Consider the following 22,317-nt stretch of genomic DNA (forward strand, 5'->3'; position numbering starts at 1 on the left):
TTCCGTTTGGTATGACATCTGAATGAGCATTAGCACAATTCTCACTAAGCTTATATCAATAGATTGCATCAAATCCTATATTCATTTTGATGCAATCTATATCTATAAAAATAACTAAAAAATAAATTATATTTTTCAAATATTTAATTAACCTTCCTTTCTAGTGAATACATTTTAAATTGCTTATTTTTTGCTAAGTTTAGCTTTTATTTTTTTATCTTTTTTTTTCATTAGCAATCATATAAAACTTATTTTTTGGAAAATACAAAGCTCTCTAAGCTGTTGCTCATTCACTTTATTTTTAACGTAGGGGCAACATAACTCATGACTCGTTCATTTCAACCGACATGGAAAAAAATTACCATTCTCAGTGCGAGTCTTGTTACCGTTATGATGCTATCTGCATGTTCAAAAAAAACCGAAAGCACCACTTTAAATATTGGTTATCAAAAATATGGTCTACTCCCCATTATTAAAGCGCGTGGCGATCTGGACAAAGCGTTAAAACAAAAAGGCATCAATATCAAATGGGTAGAATTCCCTGCTGGTCCACAGCTTTTAGAAGGTCTCAATGTCGGCAGTGTAGTGTTTGGCGAAGCAGGTGAAGCACCGCCTATTTTTGCACAAGCGGCGAACTCGAAACTGGTCTATATCGCCAATCAGCCTGCTGCACCGAAAGCTGAAGCTTTAATTGTACCGAAAGATTCGAACATTCGATCTATCCAAGAACTCAAAGGTAAACGTGTTGTTTTAAATAAAGGTTCAAATGTCCATTATTTATTGCTCAAACTGCTTGAAGCCAACCATTTAAAACTTTCTGACATTGATGTGGTGTATTTACCTCCAGCCGATGCCCGTGCAGCATTTGAAAAAGGCGCTGTGGATGCATGGGTCATTTGGGATCCGTTCTTTGCTGCAGCAGAACAACAACTTGGTGCCAAAGTTCTGGCAACAGGAGAAAACCTCGTCAGTAATCACCAATTTTATTTGGCAGATCGTGAGTTTGCAGAACAACATCCTGATGTCCTAAAAACCGTCGTGAATGAACTTAACACCACAACACAATGGGTCTCACAGCATCAAACAGATGCAGCAAAGCTTTTAGAACAACAAACAGGGTTATCGACAGAGATACTCAGCACGTCTATCTCTCGTATGGGATTTGGGGTGAAACCTATTTCAAATGAAGTGGCGAAAGAACAGCAATATGTCGCAGATGCTTTTTATCAGCAAAAACTTATTCCAAACAAAATCAATATTCAAGCGGCTATTTTAGCCCATTAATTTGAGGAAAATAATATGACTCAACAGCAAAACAAGACACCAAAACCATTACAGCCTCAGTTCACACAGCATGGCATGACTGCAATGTTGGTGGCTTGTGCGATGTTGGGTTCACCTGTAGTTTGGGCAGTAGACCCAAGCGTCAAAGAGTTACGCATTGGCTTCCAAAAAAGCTCAATTAATTTGGCAATCGCGAAGCAACAACAATTGTATGAAAAAGAATTTCCCAATGCCAAAATCTCTTGGAATGAATTTCCTGCTGGTCCACAAATTTTAGAAGCACTTGCAGTGGGTTCAATTGATGTCGGCGTAACTGGCGATACACCGCCTGTTTATGCTCAAGCAGCCAATAAACCGTTGTATTACATCGCCTATGAAGCAGCAAAACCCTTGGCATCAGCGATTTTAGTGCCTAAGGATTCAAAATTGACGCAACTCAGTCAACTCAAAGGGAAACGCATCGCGCTACAAAAAGGCTCTAGTGCACATTATTTATTGGTACAGGCGGTGCGTAAAGCAGGTTTGCAATGGTCTGACATTCAACCCATTTGGCTTACGCCTGCGGATGCTCGTGCAGCATTTCAAAAAGGTGCGGTCGATGCATGGGCAATTTGGGATCCTTATTTTGCTTCTGCACAAATTGAAGACCAAGCACGTGTACTGGCTTCAGGTAAAGGTTTAAGTCCTAATTACACATTTTATTTAGCTTCACCAAATTTTGTAAAACAACATCCTCAAGCAGTGACTGGTTTTATTCAACAAATCAATCTGGCTGATCAATGGGTACAAACACATCAAAAAGAGACGGCGCAAAGTATTGCTCAAAGCACAGGTTTAAAACCAAACATCAGTACGGTATTTATTCAACGTCGCCCAAAACCTTCTTTTGCAGCACCACTCAACGCCAAAGTCATTGCAGATCAGCAACAACTGGCAAATCGTTTTGCTGAACTGAACATTATTCCTAAACCGATCAATATCAAGCTAGCCGTTTGGACTGGCAAATAATTTAAAAGGACGCAAGTGATGAAAATTTTCTGGTTTATTCCAACACACGGTGATAGTCGTTATTTGGGTACGAGTAAAGGCGCTCGTCAAGTCGATCATGCTTATATGAAGCAAATTGCGGTTGCAGTTGATAACTTAGGTTATGAAGGTGTTCTTATTCCAACAGGGCGTTCATGTGAAGATCCGTGGATTACAGCGGCAAGCTTAATTGATGCGACACAAAACTTAAAATTTCTGGTAGCTTTACGTCCAGGTGTGACCACTCCTGCCCTTGCTGCACGTATGGCAGCAACCTTTGACCGTTTATCGAATGGTCGCGTGTTACTCAACCTTGTGACAGGTGGCGATGAGCAAGAGTTAAAAGGCGACGGTGTCTATGAAGACCATGCAACACGTTATAAAACTGCCGCAGAATACACCACCATTTGGCGTGAAATTTTAAAGCGCTCACACACAGGTGAACCTTTTAGTTTTCAAGGTGAACGTTTAAGCGTAGAAGATGCCAAGTTGCTCTATCCACCAATTCAGCAGCCTTATCCGCCGCTTTGGTTTGGCGGTTCTTCTGAAGACGCCATTGAATTGGCAGCCGATCAGGTCGATACCTATTTAACTTGGGGCGAACCACCTGCCGCAGTCAAAGAAAAAATAGCTGTCGTCAAAGCCAAAGCTGAAGCCAAAGGTCGTCAGTTAAATTATGGCATTCGTTTACATGTCATTGTGCGTGAAACCAATGAACAAGCATGGCAAGCAGCCAATGAGCTGATCCAATACGTCGATGATGCAACGATTGCCGCAGCGCAAAAGAAATTTAAACAAATGGACTCTGTTGGTCAGCGCCGTATGGCTGAACTGCATAATGGAGACCGAAGTAAACTTGAAGTGTCACCTAACCTTTGGGCAGGTGTCGGTTTAGTACGTGGTGGTGCGGGTACAGCTTTGGTTGGTGATGCACAAACAGTTGCTGACCGTATTCAAGAATATGCTGATTTGGGTATTAGCACATTTATTTTCTCAGGCTATCCACACTTAGAAGAATCAATCCGTTTTGCTGAATTGGTCTTCCCTTTACTGCCGATTGAAACACGCCAAAAACTTACACAACCGAATTTAACAGGTCCATTTGGTGAAATCGTTGCCAATAACTATACCGCAGAGGAACATAAAACTCCTTTAAAGGAGTCAGCATGAATGCAGCGACCAAACCAAATCATCAAGTAAAAAATCGTTCCGTTTCACGTGGAACGAAAAAAATTGGACAACGCCTGTTACCTTGGATCGTACCTATTTTATTGGTTCTGATTTGGCAAATTTCCTCTCAAACAGGTTTACTTGAAAGTCGTGTATTGCCTGCACCTACTGCAGTCGTTTCGGCATTTTGGACGTTATTGCTCAGTGGTGAACTTTGGCAACATGTCAAAGTCAGTGCAGGACGTGCTTTGATGGGGTTATTAGTCGGGGGTGGTTTAGGTCTATTTTTAGGCTTACTCAATGGTTCGTCAAAAGTTGCCTCAAATTTACTCGATACCACTTTACAAATGATCCGTAATATTCCAGCGCTCGCTTTGATTCCACTGGTCATTTTATGGTTTGGTATTGATGAATCAGCCAAGTTGTTTTTGGTTGCTGTGGGCGTATTTTTCCCGATGTATATCAATACTTATCATGGTATCCGCTCTGTAGATCCACAATTGATTGAGATGGGTAAAAGCTATGGTTTAAGCCGTTGGCAACTGTACAAAGACATTATTTTACCAGGGGCAATGCCTTCAATTTTGGTCGGTTTACGTTTTTCACTTGGACTAGTTTGGGTCTTACTGATTGTTGCTGAAACCATTTCAGCACAATCAGGTATTGGTTATATGACCATGAATGCCCGAGAGTTCTTACAAACGGATATCGTACTGGTGGGGATTTTACTCTATGCCCTATTAGGTAAATTTGCCGATGTTTTTGCACAATATTTAGAAAAATATCTATTGCGTTGGCATTCAGGCTATCAAAAATAGGAGCGAGATTATGACGGATTTAAGCATCAGCCAATATGCTCACGAGTTTGTTGCAACGCCTGAAAATGTTACAGCAGATAATGAAAAAATTGGTGCAGAAATCGATATCACCGAATTACACAAATATTATGGTGATGTAAAAGTTCTAGAAGATCTTGATTTAAACATCAAAGCAGGAGAATTTATTGCCATTGTAGGACGCAGTGGTTGTGGTAAAAGCACCCTATTGCGTTTAATTGCCGACTTAGAACAACCCAGTTATGGTGAAATTAAGTTTAAATCGCAAATTAATTTTCGTGAAGGCATTACCGCAGATGATATTCGCGTCATGTTCCAAGATCCACGTTTATTGCCTTGGAAAAGTATTCTTAAAAATGTTCAATTGGGTTTAGATAAAGCCCAATATCCAAAAGCTGAACAATTACTGGAAAAAGTCGGATTAAAAGAAAAGTCGGAACTCTGGCCCTCTCAACTTTCAGGTGGGCAACGCCAACGTACAGCTTTAGCACGTGCCTTATCTCACACACCACGTGTTCTGCTCTTGGATGAACCATTAGGTGCTTTAGATGCCTTAACACGACTAGAAATGCAAAGTTTGATTGAAAAATTATGGCTAGAACAAGGTTTTACCACGATTTTGGTCACTCACGATGTCAGTGAGGCAGTACAACTTGCCGATCGCATAATTTTGTTAGACAAGGGACATATTGCTCAACAATTTAATATTGATTTGGCACGACCTCGTCAGAAAGGCATCGCTTTTGCCGAGTTTGAACAACAAATTTTACAAGCAGTATTGTCTACTTAATTCATAGTATAAAATTCAAACAACAACTTTAAAGTTAATTTAGAGTTGTTGTCATTTTATTTTAACGTGATCACAAATTTATTAAAATTTCTTAACAAATTTACTTTTTATATTATGTTCAATATTAAAATAAGCTTAAAAAAAACCATTTATTTTTTCTTATATTTTTATAATTATTGCATTATTTTTGTGCATATAAACTAAATAAATGCATATTCGACATTAAATAATAAAACTTCATAATAAAACTCAATAATATTTTAAAATAGTCGAGCAGACCTGTGCACAAATCAAACGTTTTACCGTACAATTTAAATGTTATTTTTTAGACCCAGTGATGCGATGGAACAAAAAAAGAGTGCTCAGAAAAGACAGCAGTTACTCAATGCAGCCTTAGACGTATTTTCAATCTACGGATTTAATGGCGCGAGTTTAGAGGAAATTGCTCAGCTTGCCGAAATGCACAAATCAAATATTTTCTATTATTATGAAAATAAAGAAGCCTTGTATGTCGAAGTGCTAACAACAGTCATGCAAAAATGGTTAGCGCCTTTACAAATGCTTGAATCAGAATTAGAGCCTGTTGAAGCGTTAAGTCATTATTTAATGACAAAAATTGAAATTTCTAGAACGCAACCAAAAGCCTCTAAGCTGTTTGCTTTAGAAATTATTCAGGGTGCGCCTCATATTTTACCGATCTTAAAAGGTCCATTAAAAAAATTATTTAAGCGTAAAGCAAAAGTGATTTTAAACTGGCAAGAGCAAGGTAAAATTTCAACGCAAATTGACCCTGAACTTCTGATTATTAATATCTGGGGCTTAACACAAAATTATGCCGATTTTAGTACACAGATGGAAATGGTTACAGGCAAGACTTTAAGAAATAAAAGTATGTATCAACGTGCAATTGAACACACGATTCATATGATTTTATATGGTGTAATTCCAAGATAAATCGATCATTCTTAAAGCTCAAACATTGTTTTGGCATACGACCATAGTTTGCTATGGTCGCCAGATTTTATTTTAAAAATTTAAAACCGCTTATATAAATCTAATAATTTTTGCGCGCCTAATAATAAATTTTCTTCCCAATCTAAATGTGCGGTTTCATTTGCACCATCGGTAATATACTTTACTGAAATTAAACGCACACCCAATTTTTTACAGACTTTTGCTAATGCATAGCCTTCCATATCGACTAAATTACATTTTACTTTAGGTAAACTAATTTCGAAATTATCACCTGTACCACAAATCCCCTTCGGCAAGTCTTGAAAATAAGGCTCTATTTCAATAGCACTTGGAAAATGCTCATCCATTGGGGTAATTCCAACCTCAAACCCTAAAGGTGATACATCCATATCACGCTGTACAAATGTCGTAACCTCAACCAACTCATGCGCATTAAACGTTGAGCTTCCCGCAGTACCTAAATTTAATAAAGTTTTACACTGCGTTTTCTGGATAATTTCAAATGCTTTAAATGCAGCATTCACTTTTCCGATACCACTATAATGCACAGCAATACTTTCTTGTTCAAATAAGCCTTTTGACTCACTTGGCAATGCCATCACTAAAGCTAAATCCTGTTTCATAAAAGCACTTTCATCTCATGTTTTTGATTTGAATAAGGTTGTTTATTTTCAATAAAAAAGCCAACTTCTGCATCAAAGTTGGCTTTTCATTTCATCATACGATCAGTTAGTCAAATAAACGATCGAAGAATGATTTTTTCTTTGGTGATGATGTACTGTCATCACCATCCATTGTTGCTTGCAATTCTTTTAACAATTCACGTTGACGTGCTGTTAAGTTGACTGGTGTCTCTACCACAATACGACACAGCAAATCACCTTGCATACTGTTACGTACAGGGGTTACACCTTTACCACGTAAGCGGAACATTTTTCCTGTTTGAGTACCTTCAGGAATTTTTAAGCTCACACGACCTTCTAAAGTCGGGATTTCTATTTCTTTACCTAAAGCAGCATCAGCGATACTGACAGGAACATCCATATAAAGGTCTGCACCATCACGTTGGAAGATTTCATGTTCACGTACAACAACTTCAACGTATAAATCACCTGCTTGACCATCACGAATTGCTTCGCCTTTACCAGTCAAACGCACGCGATCGCCATTGTCCACACCCGCAGGAATAGTCACTTCAAGTGTTTGCTGACGGTCTTTTACACCTGTACCATGACAGGTGTTACATGGGTTCTTAATGATTTTCCCTTGTCCACGGCACGTACTACATGTCTGCTGTACCGAGAAAAAGCCTTGTTGCATACGCACTTGACCTGCACCATGACAAGTCTTACACGTTTCTACATCATTTGGATTTTTAGAACCTTTACCATCACATACATCACATGGTGCTGGTGCAGTAAAAGTCACCGTTTTTTTAACGCCTTTAACTGCTTCTTCTAAGGTTAATTCCATGACGTAACGTAGGTCTGAGCCACGACGGGTTCGTTGTTGGCTACGACCGCCACCACCGAACGCACCACCAAAGATATCACCAAATTGGCTGAAAATATCTTCTGCGCTAAAGCCACCACCGCCAAAGCCGCCACCACCGCCCATGCCACCTTCAAACGCTTGATGTCCCATACGGTCATACATACTGCGTTTTTCGCTGTCAGATAAAACTTCATAAGCTTCAGCAGCTTCCTTAAATTTATCTTCAGCTTCAGGGTTGTCAGGGTTACGGTCTGGATGATATTTCATCGCCAACTTACGGTAGGCTTTTTTAATTTCATCATCACTAGCGGTTTTAGCAACACCTAAAACCTCATAATAATCACGTTTAGCCATGATTGGCGATGCTCCACAAAATTTTGATCAATTCTTACTGTCAACTAAAATGGGGACGACCCGTCGCTTTTACAAGCGTTCACAGTAAAAAAATTAAAATACAGCTTTACTAATAAGATATTTATTGAAACCTTTAAACCATGCATTTAAGAGGTATAACCATGAAATTGCACTAAAAATTACACCAATCACAGTACATGCCTTAACCCAAAGCATCGAATCCCAATAAAAGAAAATGAGCGGAATAAACCACAATGCAGCAAATGCTGCCAAAACTAAGAAAATGACCACACTACGCATCACCCATAATGCTTGAGCATGAATCCATACTTCTGCATGTTCGGACATCGCAACTTTACGTGCTAAAAAGTACGAAATAAGAGCACTGATAATCGTAAATAATGCGAGAAATAGGAAAATATACGAGATCGTCATATAACGACGATGTACTTTGAGATTGTCTTGCCCCATAGGTGATTTTTATACCTCAATCCATCACATCATTTTACATATTTTGTGTGGAAACTTCTAATGCGACTAGCTGTAAAATATGAGGTGCTACTATATTGAATTTTTCAAAATTTCGCACCTACAATTCATATATTTCTAGGAAGTTTTTACTTGTTTTTTAACTTTAAACCACGCGGCATAAAGTGCAGGTAGAAAAAATAGTGTTAAAAGTGTTGCAATAATTAAACCACCCATGATGGCAACTGCCATTGGTCCAAAGAAAATACTACGTGATAATGGAATCATTGCAAGTACCGCAGCCAGTGCAGTTAAAATAATCGGTCTAAAACGACGAACGGTTGCATCTAAAATTGCATTCCATTGATCTTGTCCAGACTGAATATCTTGCTCAATTTGATCAATCAAAATCAGTGAATTACGCATAATCATGCCTGATAATGCAATTGTACCGAGCATAGCAACAAAACCAAATGGCTTATTAAAGATTAATAAAAATAAAACAACACCAATTAAACCCAAAGGTGCTGTTAAAAATACAATAAAGGAGCGTGAAATACTTTTTAATTGAATCATTAGGAGTGTAAACACGACAGCTAAAAACAATGGCATTCCTGCATTAACAGAGCTTTGTCCTCTGGCTGACTCTTCTACTGTGCCACCGACTTCAATTAAATAACCATTTGGTAATTCAGTACGTAATTGCTCAATACTGTCTGCTAACTCGCCCACTACAGTTGCTGGTTGTAAAGCACTACGAATATCTGCACGTACTGTGATTGTTGGTAAACGATTACGATGCCAAATTAAACCATCTTCAAATTTATATTGAATATTGGCAATTTGAGATAATGGCACTGAACCGCCTTGACTCGTTGGCACAGCCAAATTTTCTAAAGATCCGACTTCAAGCCGTTCAGCCTGCTCACCACGTAAACGAATATCAATAAGCTCTCTTTTTTCACGGTACTGATTAATCATTGCCCCTGAAATTGAACTATTTAAAAAATTGGCAACATCTAGACTACTCACGCCCATTTGGCGTGCACGATCTTGATCAATTTCTAAAGAAATAATTTTGCTTGGTTCACCCCAGTCTAAATGCACGTTAGTCGTATTCGAATTTTGACTGACCAAAGCTGAAACTTTATGTGCTAACTGACGGACTGTATTTAAATCTTCTCCCGATATACGATATTGAATTGGATAACCTACAGGTGGACCATTTTCTAGTAACGCCACACGAGTACGCACCTCAGGCAATAGTTGGCGAATTTGCGTATCTAAAGATTTACGAATTTCATCACGATCATCTAAAGAAGATGCCAAAACAACAAACTGGGCAAAACTTGCTTGTGGTAACTGCTGATCAAGCGGTAAATAAAAGCGAGGAGAACCTGTACCGACATAAGCAACATAATTATCAATCCCTTTTTGTTTAGATAAAAATGCCTCGACTTTTTTGACTGCTTTTTCAGTTGCAGCCAGAGAAGCACCTTCTTCGAGCTTAAGATCAACTAAAATTTCAGCTCGATTGGAAGGTGGAAAAAACTGTTGTGGTACTAACTTGAACATCATCACTGATAAAATAAATATACCTACAGTCAGCGTGATCACGGTCTTACGATAATTTACACACCAGTTGACCAACTTTCGAAAGCTTTGATAAAACTTAGTTTGATATGGATCATAATGTTCACCCGTATGATGCACGATAGGGGTTGGTTCAGGTTGTTTACGTAAACGCGCCCATAGACGTTGATACCATGGTGCTTTTTGGGCTGTTTGATTAAAATCTGGTAAAAGTTTATCGCCTAAATAAGGCACAAAAACCACGGCTGCCACCCAAGACACCACCAAAGCAATGGTTACGACTTGGAAAATAGAACGTGTATATTCACCCGTGCTCGATGCTGCGGTTGCAATCGGTAAAAAACCTGCTGCGGTAATCAATGTCCCAGTCAGCATAGGAAAAGCCGTGCTTGTCCATGCATAACCTGCGGCTTTCATACGGCTATAGCCTTGCTCCATTTTGATTGCCATCATTTCAACAGCAATAATGGCGTCATCGACCAAAAGACCGAGTGCTAAAATTAAAGCACCTAAGGAAATTTTATGTAGCCCAACATCAAATAAATTCATTCCTGCAAAAGTCATTGCTAAAACTAAAGGAATCGAAAATGCGACGACTAAACCTGTACGAAACCCGAGTGAGAAGAAACTCACTAATAAAACAATAATGACAGCTTCTGCTAAAACCTGAATAAACTCATGAATACTACGTTGCACTGCAACAGGCTGATCAGAAACTTTTTGTAGCTGCATACCCAGTGGCAAAGTTTTTTGTAGGTGGGTAAATTCGGTTTCTAAGTTTTTGCCCAAGGCAATAATGTCGCCTCCTTTACGCATAGATACTGAAATACCAATACCATTATCACCATTAAAACGCATACGTGGTTGCGCAGGCTCACTAAAGCCTCGATAAACCTCAGCAACATCAACCAGTTGAATGGTTTTATCGCCCACTAACAAAGGCATTTTTTTAAGGTCATCGACAGACTGTAACTGCCCTCCTACACGAACTTGAATACGGTCTGTTGTTGTTTCAAAAAAACCTGCACTTGCGACACTATTTTGCTGACTTAAGGCTTCTTGAATTGCTGTTACAGGAATTCCTAATTGAGCAGCTTTGGTATTTGAAAGTTCAATCCAAATTTTTTGGTCTTGTAAGCCAACTAACTCAACTTTCCCTACATCTTTAACACGCTGTAACTGGAGCTGTAAGCGGTCAGCGTATTCTTTTAAAGTGGCGTAATCGAAATCTTTGCCTGTTAAAACATAAATATTTCCAAAAGTATCACCAAACTCATCATTGAAAAATGGTCCTTGCACACCGCTGGGTAATTGGTGCTGAATATCCCCAATTTTTTTACGAACTTGATACCAAACATCAGGAATTTGATTAGATTTTAAAGAGTCTTTGGCAACAAATGTCACCAATGATTCACCTGGGCGTGAATAGGCTGCGATCCGATCATATAAGCCCGTACTCATCAATTGTTTTTCAATACGATCTGTGACTTGTAAAGAAACTTCTTCTGCGGTTGCACCCGGCCAATAGGTCTGTACTACCATCACTTTAAAGGTAAATGGTGGGTCTTCGCTTTGTGATAATTTTGAATAGGAAAATATCCCCACAATACCGAGTAAAATCATAAAATAAAGCACTAAACCTTTATTTTTGAGTGCCCATTCTGACAAGTTAAACTTCATGTCATGACTCATGGTTTTACTCCTGCTGATAAAGTGACTGCTCTATTTTCACGGTCTACAGGTTTGATTTTTTGTTTTTCTCGCAATAAATGCACACCACCAATCACCACCCAATCCGTTGCATTTAAACCATTTAAGATAGGCACACTATCACGACCATAAGCACCTAAACTGACAGGAACTTTTCGAATCGTCTGATTTTGATTAACCACCCAAACATAAGCTTGATGATTATTTGCTGAAACACTGGATAAAGGCACACTTAAAACATTGTCAATATTTTGGCTAAAAAACACGCGAGCACTTTGCCCCAACTGAATCACAGACTGCCCTTCTCTTAATGTAACTTTCACACTAAAAGTACGGGATTGATCTGCCGCAGGTGAGATTTCACGTACATAAGCCGCAAATTTGTCCTGTGGTTTTGACCACAATGTGACCCATGCATTTTGCCCTACTTTAATCTGACCAATGGCTTGCTCAGGAACACCGATGACGACTTCTCGTTCACCATCAATAGCCAATTGATATGCTGCTTGCCCTGCTGAGATGACTTGCCCAACTTCAATATTACGTTGTGTAACTACCCCATTTTTATTGGCAATGAGTTGATTATAGATTGTTTGATTGGTTGTTATTTCATAATGAGCTTGTGCTTGTTTTAAGGTCGAGGCTGCTGCTTCATATTGATTTTTGACAGCATCATACTGTGAACGGCTCACCGCATGGCTTGGTAAAAGTTGTTGAAAACGCTTAAATTCATCTTCTGCAATTTTTAATGCAGATTGTGCATTTTCCAGTTGGGCTTTGGCTGAATTTAATTGTAACTGAGCATCTTTGATGTCTAGCTTTGCAAGAGTTTGCCCAACTTTGACCCGATCCCCAACATCCACATAACGTTCCGTAATTTGTCCACCCACACGAAAAGCCAAAGCTGTCGTTTGTCGTGCTTGTACATCACCAGCATAACTTTTTTGTTCTTCATGCGACATTGTAGGTTGCGTTACCATAACAAAAGGAATTTCTTCTGCTTCTGGCGCTTGTTTTTGACACCCCACTAAAATCACACCACATACCATCATTAAACTGATCACAGTTGATTTTAAAATACTCATACACAATGCTCTTATTGAAACGTTTTTTTTCGGGCAGAATAGCAGTTAGGTGAATGAATATTTTATCCATCATGTGATTCCTCACATATGTTCATCCATGTTCAATCACTTTAACAAAGGTTCAACTTTTAATTAATATACCGCAAGGTACATTAATTAAAAATGACCATAAAAGTAAATGACCTATTTGACTTTTTTTTGGAAAATTTAGTGCAAGCACATGTTGGTCGTCCTAAGGACTTAGAAAAGCGAAAGCAGATTTTAGAAGCTGCTAAAGCCTTATTTTTATTACATGGCTATCATGGTTCAAGCATGAATCAAATTGCTAAAGCAGCAGGTGTAACCAAACTGACGGTCTATAACCATTTTCAAGATAAAGAAAATTTATTTACCTGTGCAATTGAACAAACCTGTGAAGCTTCAATTAATGCTAGACCATTAGGTTTGACTGCTGAAAGTAATTTTCAAATTTGTTTTTATCAAGTATGTGAACTTGCACTGAATATTATTTCTTTGCCTGAAGCCATTAAGCTTGAGCATTTACTTTTAGAACTTGCTGCTGAAAAGAACCCTTTAGCACTACAGTTTTATAATGTTTCACACCAAAAAATGTGTACAGTCTGGCAAGATTTCTTTGAACAAGCCATCGCATTAAAATTCATTCAAGCTGATGATATTGAAAAACAAACAAATTTAATTTTGTCATTGTTATTGGGCATTCGTCATCATGAAGTTCTGCTTGGTATTCGTCAACCACCCGATGAACAAGAAAAATATCAAATTATTCAGGATAGTATTCATCTATTTCTTTTACGTTATAGCCTATAGTCAATGTATTAAGTTTCTAAATAAAGATTATGCAGATTTTACGGCATACTATTTTTTAAAAGCACAATTGTTGTTGAAATAACCGACTGCTTTTCTACTTTTGTAGGGGTGTACTTGGAATCTCAACATAGCGAGTTATAGTCAAAAGGATAAGAACTGGAGAATAGCAATGATTCAACAAATTAATGCTCCACTACGTGAGGATGTACGTTTGCTCGGAAATCTTTTAGGGGAAACTTTAAAAGAACAAGCTGGACAAGATTTGTTTAATCAAATTGAACAAATTCGTGCTTTAGCCAAAGGTGCACGTGATGGTCAAATCGAAGCAGAAAAACAACTCGAACAATTGTTTCTTCATTTAAAAGATGATGAAATTTTGCCACTAACCCGTGCATTTTCACATTTTTTGAATTTTTCTAATATTGCTGAACAATACCATGTGGTGCGTAGTCGTCGCCAAAGTGAATTTGATGAAACGCAGCCCTCACCCAATGTTCTTGTACCATTGTTTGAACAATTTAAAACTCAAGAAATTAGTACACAGCAGCTTTACCAACAAATTTGTCAACTCAGTATTGAGTTGGTACTAACTGCGCACCCGACTGAAGTAAGCCGCCGTACGCTGATTCAAAAATATGATGGCATTAATGATTGCCTATCAAAATTTGATCAACAAAAACTGACCCCTAAACAACGTGCTGAAGTTTTAGCAGATTTAAAACAATTAATTTGTTCAGCATGGCAAACGGATGAAATTCGTCAACACCGACCTACACCTGTAGACGAAGCAAAATGGGGCTTTACTACCATTGAACAAACATTATGGAATGCTGTTCCTAAGTTTATTCGTGAACTAGACCACTTGGTTCAAGAACATTGTGAAAAACCATTGCCTTTAGATATTTCCCCAATTCGTTTTGCATCATGGATGGGTGGAGATCGTGATGGTAATCCAAATGTTACGCATAATATTACCCAAGAAGTCTTATGGTTATCACGCTGGAAGGCAGCAGATTTATATGTTCGTGATATTGAAGATCTGCGCTGGGAACTTTCTATCGAAGCATGTTCAAATGAACTCAAACAAGCTTTAGGTGGGCAACATCCTGAACCTTATCGTGAATATCTACGCACAACACGCACTCGCTTAAAAGCAACTCGCCAATGGCTTGCGAGCAAATTACAAGGACAACATTCCGATGTTGACCGCAGTCTGATCATTCGTCATAAAGATGAGTTATTACAGCCACTTCTTCTGTGCTATCGCTCGCTGATCGACAGTAATTTACCTGAAATTGCCAATGGCAAATTGCTCGACTTTATTTATCGGGTCAACTGTTTTGGCATCGAATTACTCAAACTTGATATTCGTCAAGAATCAGGTCGTCATCGTCAAGCCATTTCAGCAATTACTGAATATTTAGGTTTGGGAAATTTTGAAACTTGGACGGAACAAGCACGTCAAAACTTCCTCATTCAAGAGTTACAAAGTAAACGTCCGCTCTTGCCTAAACATTTAAATGAACCTGCCAATAGCCTGATTGAGCATCCTGATGTACAAGAAGTGTTTGCCACTATGCGTACTTTGGCAGAACAGCCAAAAGAAAGTTTAGGGGCTTATATCATCTCTATGGCGGAATACCCAAGTGATGTTTTAGCTGTTTTACTCTTGCAAAAAGAAGCAGGCATTGAACACTTTTTACGCGTCGTTCCACTGTTTGAAACGCTGAAAGATTTAGATGGTGCAGCAGCAACCATGAACACGCTGTTCAATATGCATTGGTATAAACAGCATATTCAGGGCAAACACGAAGTCATGATCGGCTACTCAGACTCAGCCAAAGATGCAGGTTTTATGTCTGCTAACTGGGCGCAGTATCGTGCGCAAGAAGAATTGACTGCTGTAGCAAAACAACATGGCGTACAACTGACATTGTTCCATGGTCGTGGTGGCTCTATCAGTCGTGGTGGTGCACCAACGCAACAAGCTCTATTTTCACAACCACCAGGGTCAATTTCAGGTGCGATTCGCGTGACTGAACAAGGCGAAATGATTCGCTTTAAATTTGGTTTGGAAGAAATCGCACTACAAAATCTGGAAATTTATACCGCAGCGACGCTTGAAGCAACGCTACTGCCACCGCCTGAACCGAAACAGGAATGGCGTGATTTGATGCACACCATGACCGATTTATCGGTTCAGGTATATCGTCAGACCGTACGTGAAAACCCACATTTTGTGAAATATTTACGTACCGTAACGCCTGAACTTGAATTACAAATGCTGCCGCTCGGTTCACGCCCTGCAAAGCGTAAAGTCAGTGGTGGGATCGAATCATTACGTGCGATTCCGTGGGTATTTGCATGGACACAAATTCGTTTGATGCTGCCTGCATGGCTCGGTACAGGCGCTGCAATCAATCAAGTGATTGATCAAGGTCAGAAAGCCTTACTAGATGAAATGCTTGCCGAATGGCCTTATTTCCAAACCCTCATTGATATGCTGGAAATGGTCTTATCCAAAGCCGATTCCAACATTGCACTATATTATGAATCACATCTAACCGATGATGAAGACTTGAAAGTTTTAGGTGCTGAACTACGTCAACGCTTGCATGATGCAGTACAAACATTGTTGGCAATGAAAGGTGAATCTCAGCTTTTAAGTTCAAATGAAGTCCTTGATCAAGCCATGAAAGTACGAAAGCCGTATTTGCTCCCTTTGCATTTATTACAAGCGGAGTTAATGAAACGTCGTCGTGCTTATTTGGCTGAACGTCAGGCTGAGCATACTCCTGTCGATCATGCACTCATGGTCAGTATTGCTGGGATTGCCGCAGGTTTACGCAATACAGGTTAAATAAAACGTTGAAACACAATAGAAGAGAAAGCTAAATTTTCTCTTCTATTGATAAAAAATGCCAATCCGATCAAGCATTTTATATTTCTAATAAATAATAAATAAATTTTTTTAATCAGTAATTCAATATTTAATTATGCATTTTTTTTATTTGTATTATTTTTAATACTTTGATTTTATTTGGTTAGATCTATCAATAGTTTTACCGTATGGTAAAAATAATAAATTATTTCTAATAAATGCAATCCTTTAGTTTGACTAAAATGATTAAAACTCAAAACAAGAAAGAGTATCATGTGCGCAATTTGTTTTTTGAGCGCTCAATTTATGTCCAACTGGTTCCCCAAATGGCGTCCCTATACAGGTGATATTAACTCGCAACCTGTCGGTACCAATGAGTATTTACCTCCTGCTCAAAGTGCCGTTTTAGGCATACAACATACTTTTGCGATGTTTGGCTCAACCGTACTTGCACCCTTCCTCATGGGGTTTGAGCCCAATCTGGCTATTTTAATGTCTGGTATCTGTACCATCCTGTTCTTTCTTATGACAGGTGGTCGCGTTCCAAGCTATCTTGGTTCAAGTTTTGGTTTTATTGGCGTGGTGATTGCTGCAACAGGTTATGCAGCCTCTGGCACAGGTGCTGCCAATCCCAATATTGCTGCGGCTGCTAGTGGCATCATGGCATGCGGCATTATCTATGCCATTTTTGGTCTATTGGTCATGGTAACGGGCACTCGTTGGATTGAGAAACTCATGCCACCTGTCGTCACAGGTGCGGTAGTCATGATCATCGGTTTAAACCTTGCTCCTGTCACAGTCAAAAGTGTAGCAGGCAATAACTTTAATATGTGGATGGCATTGGTCACTGTGCTTTGTATGGGTGTCGTTGCCGTCTTTACACGTGGTTTAATGCAACGTCTATTATTGCTGCTTGGTTTAGTCTCATCTTATTTTATTTATTTCATTGTTTCCAATGTCATGGGTTATGGCACAGCAATTGATTTTAAACCGATTCAAGATGCTGCATGGTTTGGTCTGCCAAGCTTTCATTCACCAACATTTGATATGAATGCAATTTTAATCATTGCACCGATTGCTTTAATTTTAGTCGCTGAAAATTTAGGTCATATCAAAGCAGTTGGGGCGATGACAGGCGAAAACCTCGATCCACAAATTGGTAAAGCCTTTTTTGCTGATGGTGTTGCGACGACGCTTTCTGGTGGCGTGGGCGCACCTGGTATGACCACTTATGGTGAAAATATCGGGGTGATGGCGGTGACTCGTGTCTATTCAACCGTAGTTTTCGTCATTGCAGGTGTATTTGCTATTTTCTTAGGTTTTTCACCTAAGTTTGGTGCTGTCATTCACACCATTCCTACGGCTATTTTAACAGGTGCTTCCATTGTGGTTTTTGGTTTAATTACCATTGCAGGAGCAAAAATCTGGATTGAAAATAAAGTTGATTTTTCCAAAAATAAAAATCTGATGGTTGCATCAGTCACCATTATTTTAGGTACAGGTGATTTTGCACTGCAATTTGGTGACTTTAACTTAGGCGGAATTGGTACTGCAACATTTGCAGCGTTGATTTTAAACTGGTTCTTTAGTTTAAAAGATCAATCAGAATAAACATTTAAAAAATAATAAATTAATCATTTTAAGCAGCTTAAAAGGCTGCTTTTTTTCTGGAATCATCTTGATTTAATCTGTTCTTACAAGGGCAATATGCTTCAACTTTAATACCTTTATCACATAAAAACATACCAAGTAAGTTTTTGACTTCATGAGAACAGCTGATTACCTTAATTTAAGTCAATATATTGGCTAAAAGCACTTTGCACATGGATCGCAAGTCAATAATCATCTAAAGAACAAGGATTAAATTCGCATGAAGCAACTTTTGCAAGGATTCGCTGTACCTGTTTTTAAATCACCGACTTTTAAAAAAATATGTCTAAGCTCAATCGCTGCAACGCTTGCACTTTCAATGAGTGCTTGTAGTGATGATGACGATGATGATCAAACTTCAACAACGCAAAAAGCTGACCTTATCTTTGAAAATGGTACTGTCTATACAGTAGATGCCAAACATTCTGAGGCTGAAGCAGTTGCGGTGAAAGATGGAAAAATTGTTTATGTCGGTACGAGTGCTGGACTTAAAGATTGGCGTGGTGATAAAACTCAGGTTGTCGATTTAAACGGGAAAATGCTTCTACCAGGTTTTATTGATACTCATAACCATGCTTATTTACGTGCTGAGTCTATGTATTGGGTCAACCTTGATACACAAAGTTTAGATGGCTACAAACAGGCAACTCAAGATTTCCTTTCTAAACATGCTGATGCAAAACAAGTCCGTGGTGTGGGTTGGAATCTGAAATATGTTTTAGAACAAGCAGAAAATACAGGTAAATCTCCTGCTCAACTACTTGATGAAATTGTTGGCAAAGATATTCCTGCGGTCTTTATTACGCATGGTCATCATGAAGTTTGGGCAAATACTCGTGCTTTAAAAAATGCAGGAATTACCGCTCAGACACCAGACCCAGCAGGCGGCTTTATTGACCGTGATAAAAATGGTCAACCTACAGGTATTTTACGTGAATTTGGTGCACAAAATTTAGTGATTCAAGTCTTACCACAGCCTGATTTTACTGTTGATGAATATAAAAATGCTGTGCTCTCTTTCCAACAAGATCTTGCTCCACAGCGTGGTGTTACTTCTGTTTTAGTGCCAATACATTATCCAACAGATTCTTTCTTAGATGCAATGAAAGCTTTGGATAGTGAATCTAAACTCACTGTACGTTATGACCTTTTACAATGGACAGACGAAACACGAGGTACAGAACAAATTGCTGGGTTTATTGAGCGTCGTGCGAAATATAAAGGACAGTTCTTTAAGACAGATTCCATCAAAATTTTTGGTACAGGTGCAAGCAGTACTTATGGTTCGGTCGTTTGGGATCAAGAAGTTTTAAAGAAAACGGTTGCTGCATTGGATAAAGAAAAATTCCGTATCTATATTCATGATATTGGTCCAACAAGTACTTATAATCTAATGCTAGATGCTTATGAATATGCACAACAACAAAATGGTCAACGTGATGCGCGCCATATGATTACCCATGTGAGTGACGAGGCGATTCCAACGATTCCACGCTTCCTGAAACTCGGTGTACGCGCTGATGGTCATCCTCTACCAAAAGCATTTTTTGATGCGGGCGTAGCGCTGACATCATCAAGCGACTACCCTGTGCGTGAGTTTTTCCCAATGACACGTATTGCCCAAGGTGTGCAATCGGGTATTCCACTTGCAGACATGATTCAGAGCCATACCATCAATGGTGCTGAAGCCATTTTTGCTGAAAAAGAAACGGGTTCTATCGAAAAAGGTAAAGCTGCTGACTTAGTCATTATGGATCAAAATCTATTTAAAGTTGCACCGACTGCTTTGGAAAATGCACAAGTTGTCATGACAGTTTTCAACGGTAAAGTTGTTTATGACCGAAGCAAAGTCACCACAAAAAATGAAAAAGTTACAGAAGTTGCAGATGGGCATGATCACTGATTTTGCTGTTTAATTTTTGATGCAGTGAGATAAATTTTTTCTCACTTTCAAATAGCTTCTACAATAAAGCCCCTAACTCAACTCGGTTAAGGGCTTTTATTTCTATCATTGAAAAAATTAATAGTGTTCTAATATGTAATATGTTCAATCATTCATATTTTTCAAACTGTTTAATGTAACTTTCTTTATGCTTCTTTTTTAATTCTTCAATGTACAAACTTCCTCCAAAAACTACACATAAATAATGAATTTGTAAAGCAATCAATTCTTTTTCAATTGGAATAGTATTAGGCTTAACTTCTATTGGATTCTTTATATCAGGGTCAAAGCTAAAGGAATAAAAACCACGATCAATAATTTTTTCAGATAGAGTCTTTGATGGGTAAGCAGTAAAAACAGATGGTTTACCATTCGTAATTTGTGTAAAGGTAGTTGGTCTCTCAGCAACACTTTTTGTCTCTGTAATAGGACATTGTGCATATAAATAATTATGGTTAGATCGAAGATCATTTTTAAAATACAGATCAAATCCAATTAATGCTTTAATTTTATTGATTCCATCTTTACTGTCCTTAAAAACAGTTATATCCATGTCATTTTTATTAAGTAGGATTTTTTCGTTACTATTTAAATCTATTGTTAATGTTTCAGGTGTTAGTTTATCTATCTTAGAAGCATCAATTTTGATACCTAGAAGCCTATCATCAGGTGAATTCATCTTAGTTTGTACATTTTGATCTGCTACACAATTAGCAGAAATAATTGATAATGCTAATCCAAATAATTTTAGAGGTTTCATATCATTCCTTATTTTCTGCATTATTCAGTCAGTTAGTATAATTTAACACTATGATAGCATTAACTATTATATTTTTTTGATCTATCCGAAGTGAAAAGATTAACTAACATCTAATGATTATTTTCATCTCATGCTCTTGTCTCCATGTATAGAAATAAAAAGCCCCTAACTCAACTCGGTTAAGGGCTTTTATTTCTATCGCTGAAAAATTAACGTTGTTGACTGTCTAATAACGCCTTTAGACAAGGAGAAAAGAATAAATGCCCCTGATACATGCCTTTTAAAGTTTTCGCCATTACCATGACCCAAAGCATCATCAAAATTGCTGCAAATGCTAGACCTATATTCACAATAAAACTCACATGCAACTGATGCCCCAGATTTAACACCGCCAAAGTAAATACACCCAATGGAAATGTCAGTCCCCACCAACCGAGATTAAACGGTAAGTCTGTGGCTGCATGTTTCAATGTGGTCAATACAGCTATGGCAAACCACCACACTCCAAAGCCAAGCAGAATAAAACTCGCTACGATGCCTGCATTTTGAAAGAACACACCCAATTGTTCTAACTGAATATAAGCCAAGACTTGTGGTGCTTGTGCACCTAACACCAATAGAGCCAACGCACCTGTACCAATCGGTCCCAAAGCCAACCAACCACTGATAGCCAATTCTTTACTTGGTAGTTTATGCAGTGCTAGACGTAACATTAAAATAGTCAGAATTCCGAAAGCAGGCAATACAGACATACCCCACAGCATATAACTTGCAAATAAAATCCCGACCGCCTGTTGCCCTGTTGCCAAATGCGCCAACAATAAACCACCAGAAGTTGCTGTGACTTCACATGCCACGATTGGCAGTAACCACATTGCAGTCATGGTATGTAACTGATGCTCTTGCTTATAGAACATACAAAATGGAACCAATACCCCAATGCCCATTGCTAAAATCGCATCTACAAACCACAGGACTTGCGCGATCTGAATCGCGATATCGTCATACAATGCAACGCCATATTTTAAAAAGCCATTGAGTACTGTTGCTAAACCCATCGGGATTGCACCTAAAAACAATGCCATGCTTGGATGGGAAAAAATCTGCTTTGCTTCTTGAGGATAGATCAACCAACGTAATGCATAAACTAAGCTAAATACAATGAATAAAAGTGTGTTGAATTGCCATAAAGCTGTTGCCACTTGCCATAAAATCTCTTGTGCAAATGGAAATTCGGGTAAAATCAATGCCACCACACCTGTTCCCATGGTCATGGTGAACCAGTTCGGGGTAAACTGTCGAATCACATCGCGGCTGTGTTGTAGTTGATAAAATGGCTTTTTCATGGCTTTTTCCTCATTTCAGCAGATAAATTGATTATAAAAGCTCTTATTAATAAATAAAATTGATTTGTTTTTATAAAATGAATCAATTTTATTGATATATATTTACATGCACATTAAAAAATTCT

Annotated in this window: 17 protein-coding genes; 10 read left to right on the forward strand and 7 right to left on the reverse strand. The window is 38.5% G+C overall.

Annotated elements, in window-relative coordinates; translation table 11 throughout:
- The first annotated feature begins 324 nt into the window (after positions 1-324).
- The 6 genes from HX124_RS16335 (at position 325) to HX124_RS16360 (ending at position 6,060) form a co-directional block, all read left to right on the forward strand.
- A complete protein-coding gene (locus HX124_RS16335; protein WP_286384138.1) occupies positions 325-1,284 on the forward strand; it encodes a sulfonate ABC transporter substrate-binding protein in 960 nt (319 codons plus the stop codon).
- A 75-nt stretch (positions 1,285-1,359) separates the two neighbouring features.
- Positions 1,360-2,292, forward strand: coding sequence for a sulfonate ABC transporter substrate-binding protein (locus HX124_RS16340; RefSeq protein WP_107009192.1), 933 nt, complete (start codon positions 1,360-1,362; stop codon positions 2,290-2,292).
- 18 nt (positions 2,293-2,310) lie between these two features.
- Complete coding sequence (ssuD, locus tag HX124_RS16345) at positions 2,311-3,480, forward strand: FMNH2-dependent alkanesulfonate monooxygenase (RefSeq protein WP_286384137.1); 1,170 nt, start codon at positions 2,311-2,313, stop codon at positions 3,478-3,480.
- Positions 3,477-4,298, forward strand: coding sequence for an aliphatic sulfonate ABC transporter permease SsuC (ssuC, locus tag HX124_RS16350; protein WP_286384136.1), 822 nt, complete (start codon positions 3,477-3,479; stop codon positions 4,296-4,298). Before ssuD ends, ssuC begins: the two co-directional genes overlap by 4 nt.
- Before the next feature lie 10 nt (positions 4,299-4,308).
- The gene (locus HX124_RS16355) at positions 4,309-5,106 is read left to right on the forward strand and encodes an ABC transporter ATP-binding protein (protein ID WP_286384135.1); all 798 of its coding nucleotides are present in this window, start codon (positions 4,309-4,311) and stop codon (positions 5,104-5,106) included.
- A 342-nt stretch (positions 5,107-5,448) separates the two neighbouring features.
- Complete coding sequence (locus HX124_RS16360) at positions 5,449-6,060, forward strand: TetR/AcrR family transcriptional regulator (protein ID WP_107009193.1); 612 nt, start codon at positions 5,449-5,451, stop codon at positions 6,058-6,060.
- 80 nt (positions 6,061-6,140) lie between these two features.
- On the opposite strand, the gene HX124_RS16365 is transcribed toward HX124_RS16360, so the two are convergent.
- The 5 genes from HX124_RS16365 to HX124_RS16385 form a co-directional block, all read right to left on the reverse strand.
- Complete coding sequence (locus HX124_RS16365) at positions 6,141-6,704, reverse strand: 5'-methylthioadenosine/S-adenosylhomocysteine nucleosidase family protein (RefSeq protein ID WP_286377985.1); 564 nt, start codon at positions 6,702-6,704, stop codon at positions 6,141-6,143.
- A 106-nt stretch (positions 6,705-6,810) separates the two neighbouring features.
- Positions 6,811-7,929, reverse strand: coding sequence for a molecular chaperone DnaJ (gene dnaJ, locus HX124_RS16370; protein ID WP_107009180.1), 1,119 nt, complete (start codon positions 7,927-7,929; stop codon positions 6,811-6,813).
- A gap of 93 nt (positions 7,930-8,022) precedes the next feature.
- On the reverse strand, positions 8,023-8,400 hold the full coding sequence (locus tag HX124_RS16375) for a hypothetical protein (protein WP_107009181.1): 378 nt from the start codon (positions 8,398-8,400) through the stop codon (positions 8,023-8,025).
- 135 nt (positions 8,401-8,535) lie between these two features.
- Entirely contained in the window at positions 8,536-11,670 is a 3,135-nt protein-coding gene (locus tag HX124_RS16380; RefSeq protein ID WP_286384151.1) for an efflux RND transporter permease subunit, read from the reverse strand.
- Positions 11,671-11,678: 8 nt separating this feature from the next.
- Entirely contained in the window at positions 11,679-12,785 is a 1,107-nt protein-coding gene (locus HX124_RS16385; protein WP_286384134.1) for an efflux RND transporter periplasmic adaptor subunit, read from the reverse strand.
- Between the two features lie 210 nt (positions 12,786-12,995).
- On the opposite strand from HX124_RS16385, the gene HX124_RS16390 reads away from it, so the two are divergent.
- The 4 genes from HX124_RS16390 to HX124_RS16405 all read left to right on the forward strand — a co-directional run bounded on the left by HX124_RS16390 (position 12,996) and on the right by HX124_RS16405 (position 20,047).
- Positions 12,996-13,613: a TetR/AcrR family transcriptional regulator gene (locus HX124_RS16390; RefSeq protein ID WP_286384132.1), complete on the forward strand. Its 618-nt coding sequence runs from the start codon at positions 12,996-12,998 to the stop codon at positions 13,611-13,613.
- A gap of 169 nt (positions 13,614-13,782) precedes the next feature.
- On the forward strand, positions 13,783-16,473 hold the full coding sequence (gene ppc / locus HX124_RS16395; RefSeq protein WP_107009183.1) for a phosphoenolpyruvate carboxylase: 2,691 nt from the start codon (positions 13,783-13,785) through the stop codon (positions 16,471-16,473).
- Positions 16,474-16,800: 327 nt separating this feature from the next.
- Complete coding sequence (locus HX124_RS16400) at positions 16,801-18,105, forward strand: solute carrier family 23 protein (protein WP_286377989.1); 1,305 nt, start codon at positions 16,801-16,803, stop codon at positions 18,103-18,105.
- A 259-nt stretch (positions 18,106-18,364) separates the two neighbouring features.
- Entirely contained in the window at positions 18,365-20,047 is a 1,683-nt protein-coding gene (locus HX124_RS16405; RefSeq protein ID WP_286384129.1) for an amidohydrolase, read from the forward strand.
- 148 nt (positions 20,048-20,195) lie between these two features.
- Here the strand turns inward: HX124_RS16405 and HX124_RS16410 are convergent, their stop codons facing one another.
- Entirely contained in the window at positions 20,196-20,846 is a 651-nt protein-coding gene (locus tag HX124_RS16410) for a hypothetical protein (RefSeq protein ID WP_286384127.1), read from the reverse strand.
- A gap of 209 nt (positions 20,847-21,055) precedes the next feature.
- The gene (locus tag HX124_RS16415) at positions 21,056-22,192 is read right to left on the reverse strand and encodes a TDT family transporter (RefSeq protein WP_286384126.1); all 1,137 of its coding nucleotides are present in this window, start codon (positions 22,190-22,192) and stop codon (positions 21,056-21,058) included.
- Between the last annotated feature and the right edge of the window lie 125 nt (positions 22,193-22,317).

Source organism: Acinetobacter sp. 226-1 (assembly GCF_030329325.1).
GTDB lineage: Bacteria > Pseudomonadota > Gammaproteobacteria > Pseudomonadales > Moraxellaceae > Acinetobacter > Acinetobacter sichuanensis.

Bases quoted from the DNA above. Each gene is read 5' to 3' on its own strand.
- HX124_RS16375 (WP_107009181.1), bottom strand. From the start codon at position 8,400: ATGGGGCAAGACAATCTCAAAGTACATCGTCGTTATATGACGATCTCG.
- HX124_RS16360 (WP_107009193.1), top strand. From the start codon at position 5,449: ATGGAACAAAAAAAGAGTGCTCAGAAAAGACAGCAGTTACTCAATGCA.
- HX124_RS16410 (WP_286384127.1), bottom strand. From the start codon at position 20,846: ATGAAACCTCTAAAATTATTTGGATTAGCATTATCAATTATTTCTGCT.
- HX124_RS16385 (WP_286384134.1), bottom strand. From the start codon at position 12,785: ATGAGTATTTTAAAATCAACTGTGATCAGTTTAATGATGGTATGTGGT.
- ssuD (WP_286384137.1), top strand. From the start codon at position 2,311: ATGAAAATTTTCTGGTTTATTCCAACACACGGTGATAGTCGTTATTTG.
- HX124_RS16365 (WP_286377985.1), bottom strand. From the start codon at position 6,704: ATGAAACAGGATTTAGCTTTAGTGATGGCATTGCCAAGTGAGTCAAAA.
- HX124_RS16415 (WP_286384126.1), bottom strand. From the start codon at position 22,192: ATGAAAAAGCCATTTTATCAACTACAACACAGCCGCGATGTGATTCGA.
- HX124_RS16405 (WP_286384129.1), top strand. From the start codon at position 18,365: ATGAAGCAACTTTTGCAAGGATTCGCTGTACCTGTTTTTAAATCACCG.
- HX124_RS16335 (WP_286384138.1), top strand. From the start codon at position 325: ATGACTCGTTCATTTCAACCGACATGGAAAAAAATTACCATTCTCAGT.
- HX124_RS16355 (WP_286384135.1), top strand. From the start codon at position 4,309: ATGACGGATTTAAGCATCAGCCAATATGCTCACGAGTTTGTTGCAACG.
- ppc (WP_107009183.1), top strand. From the start codon at position 13,783: ATGATTCAACAAATTAATGCTCCACTACGTGAGGATGTACGTTTGCTC.
- dnaJ (WP_107009180.1), bottom strand. From the start codon at position 7,929: ATGGCTAAACGTGATTATTATGAGGTTTTAGGTGTTGCTAAAACCGCT.
- HX124_RS16400 (WP_286377989.1), top strand. From the start codon at position 16,801: ATGTCCAACTGGTTCCCCAAATGGCGTCCCTATACAGGTGATATTAAC.
- ssuC (WP_286384136.1), top strand. From the start codon at position 3,477: ATGAATGCAGCGACCAAACCAAATCATCAAGTAAAAAATCGTTCCGTT.
- HX124_RS16380 (WP_286384151.1), bottom strand. From the start codon at position 11,670: ATGAAGTTTAACTTGTCAGAATGGGCACTCAAAAATAAAGGTTTAGTG.
- HX124_RS16340 (WP_107009192.1), top strand. From the start codon at position 1,360: ATGACTGCAATGTTGGTGGCTTGTGCGATGTTGGGTTCACCTGTAGTT.